This is a genomic window from Gammaproteobacteria bacterium (assembly GCA_028819075.1).
Classification (GTDB): domain Bacteria; phylum Gemmatimonadota; class Gemmatimonadetes; order Longimicrobiales; family Gaopeijiaceae; genus BD2-11.
In genome coordinates this window covers 132,522-142,022 of record JAPPMM010000059.1, presented here as the reverse complement: position 1 = coordinate 142,022, position 9,501 = coordinate 132,522, and the positions used below count along the sequence as shown (strand labels likewise).

General features: G+C 68.6%; 5 protein-coding genes. 2 read left to right on the top strand and 3 right to left on the bottom strand.

Annotated elements, in window-relative coordinates:
* Together OXU32_16345 and OXU32_16340 are read right to left on the bottom strand one after the other, a co-directional pair.
* Nucleotides 1–641, bottom strand: a 641-nt coding sequence (locus OXU32_16345) for a carboxypeptidase-like regulatory domain-containing protein (protein ID MDE0075526.1), incomplete at its 3' end; no start/stop codon positions are given.
* Nucleotides 638–1,993 carry a DUF1592 domain-containing protein gene (locus OXU32_16340; GenBank protein ID MDE0075525.1) on the bottom strand — a complete coding sequence of 452 codons (1,356 nt, stop codon included), beginning with the start codon at nucleotides 1,991–1,993 and terminating at the stop codon, nucleotides 638–640. The genes OXU32_16340 and OXU32_16345, both read right to left, overlap by 4 nt.
* Nucleotides 1,994–2,093: 100 nt before the next feature.
* On the opposite strand from OXU32_16340, the gene OXU32_16335 reads away from it, so the two are divergent.
* The gene (locus tag OXU32_16335) at nucleotides 2,094–2,978 is read left to right on the top strand and encodes a hypothetical protein (GenBank protein ID MDE0075524.1); all 885 of its coding nucleotides are present in this window, start codon (nucleotides 2,094–2,096) and stop codon (nucleotides 2,976–2,978) included.
* A gap of 329 nt (nucleotides 2,979–3,307) precedes the next feature.
* Here the strand turns inward: OXU32_16335 and OXU32_16330 are convergent, their stop codons facing one another.
* On the bottom strand, nucleotides 3,308–5,983 hold the full coding sequence (locus OXU32_16330; GenBank protein MDE0075523.1) for a GH116 family glycosyl hydrolase: 2,676 nt from the start codon (nucleotides 5,981–5,983) through the stop codon (nucleotides 3,308–3,310).
* A 286-nt stretch (nucleotides 5,984–6,269) separates the two neighbouring features.
* On the opposite strand from OXU32_16330, the gene OXU32_16325 reads away from it, so the two are divergent.
* Nucleotides 6,270–9,461 carry an efflux RND transporter permease subunit gene (locus OXU32_16325; protein MDE0075522.1) on the top strand — a complete coding sequence of 1,064 codons (3,192 nt, stop codon included), beginning with the start codon at nucleotides 6,270–6,272 and terminating at the stop codon, nucleotides 9,459–9,461.
* Nucleotides 9,462–9,501 lie beyond the last annotated feature (40 nt).

Sequence of the window (9,501 nt, the reverse complement as noted above, 5' to 3'; positions counted from 1 at the left end):
GCCGCGAGGCAGGTCTCTACCAAGAAAAGCGGCTTCCGCTTGACATGGATACTGATGCTCGACGTGCCCCGGAGCGTGATCGCGCTGCCGGCGCCGGTCTGACCACCCGAGATCAGGCCGCGGGCCCCGGCAAGGCGTCCGACCAGCGCGTCGGAGAGGCTGGTGATGGGCGCGATCGCGAGTTCGTCGGCCGTGACCGAGGTGATGGTCTGTCCCAGGCGGCGCCGCTGCGTGGGCGCGCCGGTTCCGGTCACCACGATCTCGTCCAGGTTCAGGGCCACCTCCTGGAGTTGGAAGTTGGCCTCGACGGACTGGTCGACCGCAACGGTGACCTCCACGGTTGCCGCCGCGAAGCCGATGCGCTCGACGCGCACCGTATGGGTGCCGACGTTGACCCCCAGCAGGAGGTAGCGGCCGTTCGACGCGGAGAGCGCGCCGACGTTCAACTCGGGCAGGAAGACCTGTGCCGAGGAGATGGGCTGCCCGGTGGCGGCGTTGGTGACGAGCCCGGTGATCCGCCCCTGCTGGGCCGCCAGCGGGAGGGACCACACAAGGGCGAGGGCCAGAACGGCGGCGCGGCCAATGACCGGGAGCGCCATCCAGGTCGGGCGGTGACTGGTTGCAGACGTGGACTCTCTCATTGAACCTCCTGCGTTTGTCGCATGCGGAAGGGAGCGCTCCGTACGACTCCCAGCACAATCGACGAGATGCTGTAGCTGCTTGCCGCCGCTGCCCGCGTGATGGCGCGGATGGTCGGCTGATCGAGATGGTCGGCGGGCCGCCCGATCGCATACGCGAACAGATGCTCGGTGAAGTTGCGCACGAGCGGGATCGGACGCTTGAGGAGCACCGCGGCCAGATCTCCGGGCGAGCTCAGGGCGGTGCCGTCGTAGAAGGTGCCGCGGGTGTCGAGCGGGGCCATGTTCTCACGCACCCGCCAGCGTCCCGTGACGTCGAAGTTGTCGAGCGCGAGGCCGATGGGGTCGATGAAGTTGTGGCAGGAACTGCACACGGGGCTCGAGCGATGCAACTCCATGCGCTCGCGCGTCGTCAGGATGCGGTCCCCGTCGGCGTCCGGGCTGCCCTCAAGGGTCGGGACGTTGGGTGGAGGGGGCGGCGGAGGCGTCCCCATCAGCACCTCCATCACCCATTTGCCGCGCAGCACGGGCGAGGTGCGGCCCGACATGGATGTGAGGTGCAGCACGCTCCCGTGGCCGAGCACGCCTCGGCGGCGACCGTCCGGATACCGCACGAGGCGGAAATCGTCGCCCTGGAAGTCGCCCTCGATCCCGTAATGCCGCGCGAGCCGCCAGTTGAGGAAGGAGTAGTTCGCATCGAGCAGTTCGAGCAGGCTCCGGTCTTCCCGAACCAGGTAGTCGAAGAGCAGCTCGGTCTCCCGCACCATGGCTCCGGCCAACTGCTGCGAGAAGTCCGGGTAGAGGTAGGACTCCGGCCACACCTTGCCCACGTCCTGCAGCCTCAGCCACTGGTGGGCGAAGCGCGTGGCCAGGGTCTCGGAGCGCGGATCCCGCAACATGCGCTCGACCTGCGCCTCCAGGACCTCCGGTGCCGAAAGCCGGCCGCTCCCCGCCACCTCCAGCAGCTCCTCGTCGGGCACCGTCGCCCACAGGAAGAAGGAGAGCCGGGTGGCGAGATCGATGTCGCTCAGGGGGTAGCCCTCGCCGGGCCGGGTGTCGGCGGGCTCGCGCTCCAGCCGGAAGACGAACTCCGGGGACACCAGAATCGCCTGCAGACCCATCTGCACCCCGGCCTCGAAGCCCTCGTCGGCCGCCGCCGCGTCGTAGAAGCGCATCAGGTCGGCGATGTCGTCGGACGAAGGCGGCCGGCGGTGGGCGCGCGTGGCGAGCCGCGACAGGATCGACTGCGCGCAGGGACGAGCTTCCCCGGGGGCGGATGGACGGCAGGTGAAGATGCGCTGCCGACTCTCGGTCTGTCCCACCCCGGAGACATTGGCCGGGCCGGTGATGAGCAACTCCTTCAGGTGCGTAAGGCCCGTTACCCCGTAGCTGCCTCCCGCCGTCCCCGCGGCCGACCAGGCGGCCGGGCTGAAGCGGTCCTCGTAGGGTCCCTCGATGACTGTTGACGAAGGCGGCCGACACCTTGCGCTGGCCAGCCCGCACGAAAATCGGTTCGGTCTCGATGGCGGGCACGGTGCGCACGGCGTTGTACTCGAGCCTGAGCAGCGCGACCGGTTCCCCGTCGATGGAGATGTCGATGTCCTCGGCGGCGACCTGGTTGCCGCTGCCGAACTCCGTCTCCACCCGGAAGACGTACTCGCCGTCCGCCGGGAAGTCGTGCGTCACCACCATCCCGCCCCGGGTGCCGAAGGGCGCTCCCTCGACCTGCTCCCACGCGTGCTGCGACACCTCGAGGGGGTTGCGGTGCTTGGTGGTGGAGGACAGGGCCTGCGGGTTTCCGATGGCGAGCCGGCTGACGTCGATGGCGGCCTTCAGGTAGGAGTCCAGCAGGGTGGTCGAGAGGCCCTGGGCGGCGGACATGTTGTCGAAGCTCCCCACCAGCAGATCCTCGGGAAGCCAGTTGTCCGCGTTCACCTCGAGTCCCAGGAGTTCGTGGATGACGCGCTCGTATTCGGGCCGGCTGAGCCGCTGAAACCGCCGCGTGCCCAGATTGGGGAGCGCGCTGGCGACCTCGTCGACGGAGGATTCCAGCGTCTCCACCAGCGACAGCAGGGTATCGGCCGACGGGCGCGGAATCCCGGGCGGCGGCATCATCCCCGCGCGAAGCTTGCGGATCATCTTTTCCGCGGTCTCCCGCTCCTCTGTGGCGGCCTCCACGGCGAAGTGCTGCAGAGAGAGGTTGCCGGTGAGGAGCGCGTCGTTGTGGCAGACCACGCAGTACTGCTGGACGACGGCCGTGAGCGCGGGGGACGGCGGGGCGGGGGAGGGAGTGGAAACGGGCTCGGTCGCGTGGGGGGCGCCAAAACCGACGTCGAGTGACGCAGTTCCAACGGCATTGGAAGTGCCGCTGCCCACAAGCAGGCCAAGGCTGGCCAGGGACCACGTTGCGAGGAGAACCGAACTCTCGGAGAGTCTCTTCATGCGCCGCCTCTGAGACCGTCTGGAGCAGGCCCGCTGCGTGTCGGCAGGCACACACCGCTCCCTAGCCTATAACTAATACGTTGCGCGAGGCTCTACCGCACGGGTTGCGAGGAGGTTGGTGCACAGGGAACTCGGCACGATGGAGGTGCTGAACGGCCCTGAACCGGCCGAGTCGGCGGGCTCGCGGGGCGACGCAGGCGTTGGCGCGAGTCTGCGTCAGCCGACGCTCATGGCGTCGGGGTAAGCCTGACCACAGTAGTGGCGCGGCCCGCGTCGCCGGTGAAGCTCACGCGGATGGTATTATCCGATTGGCCGGATACGATCGCCGTGGCATCGGTCGCGGCGGCGTCGATCAGGGTGCCGAAAAGCTCAACATCGTAGTCGCGTCCCGGCGAGCCTTCGAGAGTGAGCAGCCAACCGTCGTCGTCGGCCACCAGGTCGATGATCCGCAGGCCCGTTCTGCGCTGACCCGGCTCCAGGTCGATGCGCGGCGGGGCCACCGCCAGCCCGCCCTCCCAGCGCACCACGATCTCGGCAACATCGTCCTGGTCCATGGCTTCGGTTTCGGCACCCCCGGCTCCGGATGCGTCGCTGCCAACCTGGACGCGGACGGCCCCCCCGGAGGGCGCCGGAACGCCATCCACCGTGATCGACGGGTTGCGGGCTCCGACGGGCACGTCGGGAACGAATTCGAGATCCAGCCGGGGACCTCGCCAGCGGATGATCGCTCGCTGCTCGCCACCGGCGGAGTTCCAGTTCTGGCGAATCTCCACGTCCAGGGTCGTGTTCCCGGCGCGCAGTCCGCGGATCGTGGCCGTCGGCCAGTCCGGGGGCAGCTGGGGTGCGAGCCGGGCCCGCCCCCGCGGCGCGTCCGGCTGCCACCCGAAGACGCCTCGCAGCAGGGGCGTGACGAGCATCGAGGTCGCGAAGAACTGGTGCGGCACGGTCTGGTCCAGAGGCTGGTAGAAGCTGCCGGACAGCAGTTCCGGATGGCGTCCCAACGCCCAGTCGAAGGTCATCTGTTTCACCGCGTCCATCAGGTGGAAGCCTGCCCAGGGACGGCGGTAGCGGTACTGGGCCCACGCCGCGAAACCGGTCACGAAGGGCCAGACGGTGCCCATGTTGTACTGGAGCGGGTCATAGAGGTCACTCTCCGTCGAGAGCATGTGCGCACCCCAGTCTGACGACACCCGGTCGCCGGCGATCCTGAACAGGGTGGAGCGTGCCCGTTCATCGTCGAGCAGGCCGAACGAGGCCGCCGTGGCGGGCCACACGGTGAGGTTGTCGTTGGTGCCGCCCCCGCGGAGGATCGCGAAGGCGTGGTGCCCCTCCGCTTCCCGCCAGTAGGCCTCGTTGAGCGTTCTTCGTGCCTCGGGCGCCAGACGGGCCGCAACCGCCCCGACCTCCCCGTCACCCACATGTTCCGCCAGCACGCGCGTCCCCTGGAGGGCCGCGACCCAGACCGCGGCGAGGTAGATGTCCTGGTGGATGGCCTCCCCCAGCCCCCCCACCTCGACCGCGCCGAGACCGCCCACCGTGTTCTCGATGATGCCGTCGCCGTCGGTCTCGGCGGTCAGGCACCACTCCCACGCGCGCCGGTAGGCCGGCCAGAGCTCGCGCACCAGCTCGTCGTCGCCGCTGGCCCGCCAGTACTCGTACAGCGCGAGCATCCAGTAGGGCGTGGTGTCGGCGTGGTAATAGGCGTAAGAGTAGGAGTCGAACCAGTCGATGTGCGCGGCGGCCTGCGAAATCTCATGGGTGATCTTGCCGTCGGCGCGCTGGTAGCGGGCGAGAAACGCCAGCTCCTCGGCCACCAGATCCCACTGGCCCAGCGCGTCCATGGCGAAGGTGTTGATGGCCGCATCGCCGCCGAAGAACCAGCCGAAACCGGGGCGGGTGCCGTTGCGCGACAACCCCCAGCCGGCGACGAAGCCGCACCCCAGATCCGGGTTGCACACCCGCTGTTCCTCCAGGTTGATCTTGGCCCACTCGAGCGCGAGATCCAGTTCGGCATCGGGGGTCTCGACCGAGACGGTGGACGCGAGCGCGCGACCGGCCCACAACCGCTTGTCGTAATAGAGCCCCTCGGCGTTCGCGATGAGCTCGCGGTAGCTCTCGAAGACGGTCTCGCGGGGGCCGGTGCCGGCCGCGACCGCGATGGGGATGAACTCTCGCCCCGCCCGCTCCGGATCGACCGGAATCACCATCGTGCGGGGCGCCTCGCCCAACTGGTGCGCCGGATGCTCCACCGAGTTGGTCGCCCACGGCGACCCCACGACCGCGTTGCGGGTCTGCAGGCTCTCGGAGAGGACGAACAGGCGCCGCTCGGCATCCCAGTACGCGTACTGTCCGCCCAGCGAGCCCGGCCACATGTAGTTCAGCACGGGCTCGAACTCGGCGACGATCTCGAGCGGCTCGGGGGTGTCGACCTCCAGCAGCACGAGGAGGCCGGACGTGGCCGTGTCCGCGGGCGCGAGGATGTGCTGGCGCACCTGGAAGGCAGCGTGGCTGTAGGTGATGGTCGCCAGCTCGGGCCGCACGTGCACCGTGCGCGCCACCTGGCCCCCGGGGATCGGAGCGCCATAGCGGGGCGTGGTGAAGCTCAGGCGGAAGCCGTTTCCGACCTTCAGCGGATGCACCCACAGTTCGGCTTCACCGGTCTCGAGCCCCAGCCACGCCGCGCGCGGGCCGACCACGCCGAGGTACTCCCCGGGACGCACCGGGCCGGTGAGTTCGATGGGGGAAGGGATGATGTCGAAGCGCGGCACGGAGAGGGTGGTCAGTTCGATGGGCGAGGTAAGTTGGGCGCGCGCGGGCGTGCCGAAGACCGAAATGGAGGTCGCCGTGACAACAATGGCCGCGAACAGGCGGAGCGCTCTGCGTGGACGAACGCGAAGAACCATCTGACTGCCTCCCCCGGGGCGGGACTGGGTGGGTTGCAGTCAGCCTACAGCGTGCAGCCTCGGAAACCTAGTCCTCCCGCCACCCTTGCCTGGCTGGCCGCCGACGCTTTCCCCCACGCAGGACGCCGCATGGACGACGCGCTTCTTGATTGCGGCTGGTGTCATGGTTCTCTTGCAGGGGGTGGGAGTCTTCCCCGTCACCTCTCGCGTAGGCATCCCGCATGCGCCATGGATCAGACCTGCCTCCGGAAGGGCTTGGGCCTCGCGGGAAGCGAGCAGGTGGCCCTTGACCCCTGAAGGGGCGGATCAGCCGAACCTGACCGGCGGCCGCGCCGGGCCGATCGCCTTCATGGCCCGAAACAGCGTGGCGGCGAACGTGCTCATGCTGTTTCTGCTCCTCGCGGGCCTGGCGGCAGCGAGAAACCTGGTTCAGGAGATCCTTCCCGAACTGTCCCTGGATCAAGTCCAGGTCCTCGTCGTTTATCCCGGCGCGACGCCCGGGGAGATCGAGGAATCGATCGTCACCAAGATCGAGGAGCAGATCCGGGGCGTGGAGGGCCTGGACCGGGTGGAAGCGACCGCTTCCGAGGGCTTCGGCTCGGTCATCGCGCAGTTCAAGTCGGGCACCGATGTCGATCGCGCGATCAGCGAGGTCAAGGCCGAGGTCGACCGCATCATCACCTTTCCCGAGGAGGCGGAACGGCCTCAGGTGCGCGAGATCACGAGCCGGCAGAACGTCATCCGCCTGCTGGTTCACGGCGATGTCCCGGAGCGCGCCCTCAAGGAACTGGCGTACGAAATCGAGGAGGGCATCTCGTCCCTCCCGGAGGTGTCGCTGGCCGAAGTCAGCGGTGCCCGGCCGTACGAGGTCTCCATCGAGGTCCCGGTCAGCCGGCTGCGGGCGCTGGGTCTCACGCTCGAGGATGTCGCCATGGCGGTGCGGCAGGGCTCGATGGAGCTGTCGGCCGGCAGGATCTCCGACGGCGAGAACGAGATCCTGGTCCGCACGCTGGGCAGGAACTACGACCAGGGCGACTTCGAGGACATCATCGTCCTGACCCGCTCGGACGGCACATCGGTCCGCCTGAACGAGATCGCAACCGTGCGGGACGGATTCGCGGACACCGATCTGAGCGTGCGCTACAACGGCCGGCGAGCCGTCGGCATCGACGTCTACCGCGCGTCGAACGAGAAAGTCCTCGAGATAGCGGAAGCGGTAAGGCAGTATCTCGCGGGCGAAGTGCTCCCCGCCCTGCCGCCCGGGGTTGAGGTCGAAATCTGGAAGGACGACTCGGTCGAGGTCTCCGGAAGGCTCGGCCTGATGATCGAGAACGCGCTGCTGGGGCTGGCGCTCGTCCTCCTGGCCCTCACCCTGTTCCTCGAGGTCCGGCTCGCGCTCTGGGTGGCCATTGGCCTGGCGGTCTCGTTCATCGGGGCCTTCCTGTTCATGGAGTTCCTGGGCGTCTCGGTCAACATGTTCTCGCTGATGGCGCTCGTTCTCGCGCTGGGGATCGTCGTGGACGACGCGATCGTCGTGGGGGAAAGCGTCTTCACGCAACGGGAGCGGGGCGTTGGCGGGGTTGCCGCGGCGATCCAGGGGACGCGGCGGGTCAGTGCGCCGGTCATCTTCTCCGTGCTCACCACGGTGACGGCGTTCTCCGCGCTGCTGACCGCGCCCGGCCCGCAGGGTGAACTTGGTCGTCCGATTCCGCTGGTGGTGATCACGGTCCTCCTGATTTCCCTGGTGGAGTCCCTTCTGGTGCTGCCGAACCACCTGGCCCACCTGCCCGCTCCGGGCGCCTCGCGCGAGGGCTGGCTGTCCGGGCGGCTCAACCGTGTCCGGGGACGAGTGGATGCCCTGCTGAAGCGGGTCGTGGATGGTCCGCTGGACCGCGGACTGCGTCTGTCGGTCGACCAGCCCGGCATCGTGCTCGCCTCCGCGGCGGGACTGCTCGTGCTCACGATGGCAGTCGTCAATGCTGGCGTGGTCCCCAATCAGTTCCTGACCCCCATCGAGGGTGAAGTCGTCTCCGCCAACCTGGAGATGCCGGTGGGCACGCCCGGGGAACGGACGTCCGCGGTTGCGGCGCAACTCGAGGCTGCAGGGCATCGCGCCGTTGAGCGCATCTCGCGCGAGCGCGATGCGGATGCGGATCCCCTGGAGGTCGGGGTCGCCGTGACGGTCGGCCAGTCCGCGGCGCTCTACGACCCCCTGGGCGGCAACGCGGTGGAGGCCGCGCGTGGCCACCTGGGCGCCGTCCAGTTCAAGCTCATCGACTGGGAGCGCCACGACATCGCTCCATCCACCTTCGAGCGGCTCTGGCGCGAAGAGGTCGGGGTGCTCCCGAGCGCGAGATCGCTGTCGATTTCCTCGAACCTGATCACGCTCGGACTTCCGGTGCACTTCGAGCTCTCGCATCCGGACCCCGAGCGGCTCGCCGTGATCGCGGACGAGTTCGTGACCGAGCTGAATGGCATCGACGGCGTCTTCGACGTGCGCAGCAACCCCGATGAAGGGTTCCGCGAACTGCAGCTGGAGCTGAAGCCGGCGGCCCGCACGCTGAATCTGACGGTCGGCCATTTCGCGTCGCAGGTGCGTTCCGCCTTCTTCGGAGCCGAGGCGCTGAGGGTGCAGCGCGGGCGCGAGGACGTGGGTGTGTTCGTGCGCCTCCCCGAGGACGAGCGCGATTCCGCCGTCGATGTGGAGCGCTACCTGGTGCGCACGCCCGGCGGCGAGGTTCCGCTGGGTCAGGTGGCGTCGGCCGGTTTCGCACGGTCGGCGGCCACCATCCATCGGATGGACGGGCGCCGCGCGGTCACCGTGACCGCGGATGTCGATCCGGTGCTCGCGACCGGCCAGCAGGTCAACCGGAGCCTCGAGGAAGGCATCCTGGAGCGACTGTCGGCCGAGGACCGCCTTTTCGAGCACACCTATGGCGGCCAGCGCAAGCAGCAGGAGGAGGCCAATGCCGATCTGAGCCGTTCGCTCTTTCTGGCGCTCCTCGTCATGTACGCGCTAATGGCGATTCCCTTCGGTTCCTACACCCAGCCCCTGATCATCCTGGCAGCGGTGCCGCTGGGGGTGATCGGCGCTGTCGCAGGGCACATGCTTCTCGGGCTGAGCCTGGGCATCTGGTCGATGTACGGGCTGATCGGGGTGAGCGGCGTGGTCGTCAACGACTCACTGATGATGATCAAGTTCATCAACGACCTGAAGGCGTCCGGGCTCCCGGTGCGGGACGCGATCGTTGCCGGCGCCAAGGACCGCTTCCGGGCCATCCTGCTGACTTCCGTGACGACGTTCGTGGGGGTCGCCCCGCTGGTCTTCGAGACCAGTACCCACGCGCAACACCTCGTGCCCCTGGCCGCGTCCGTGGGGTTCGGGGTCCTGATCGCCACGGCGCTGCTCATGCTCGTGATCCCGGCGCTCCTCATGGCCCAGCACTTGATCGTAGCCGGGAGGGCAGCCAGGGCCTGAGCAGCCGGGGCCTGAGCTGCCAACCCGACGAGCGCTCGTC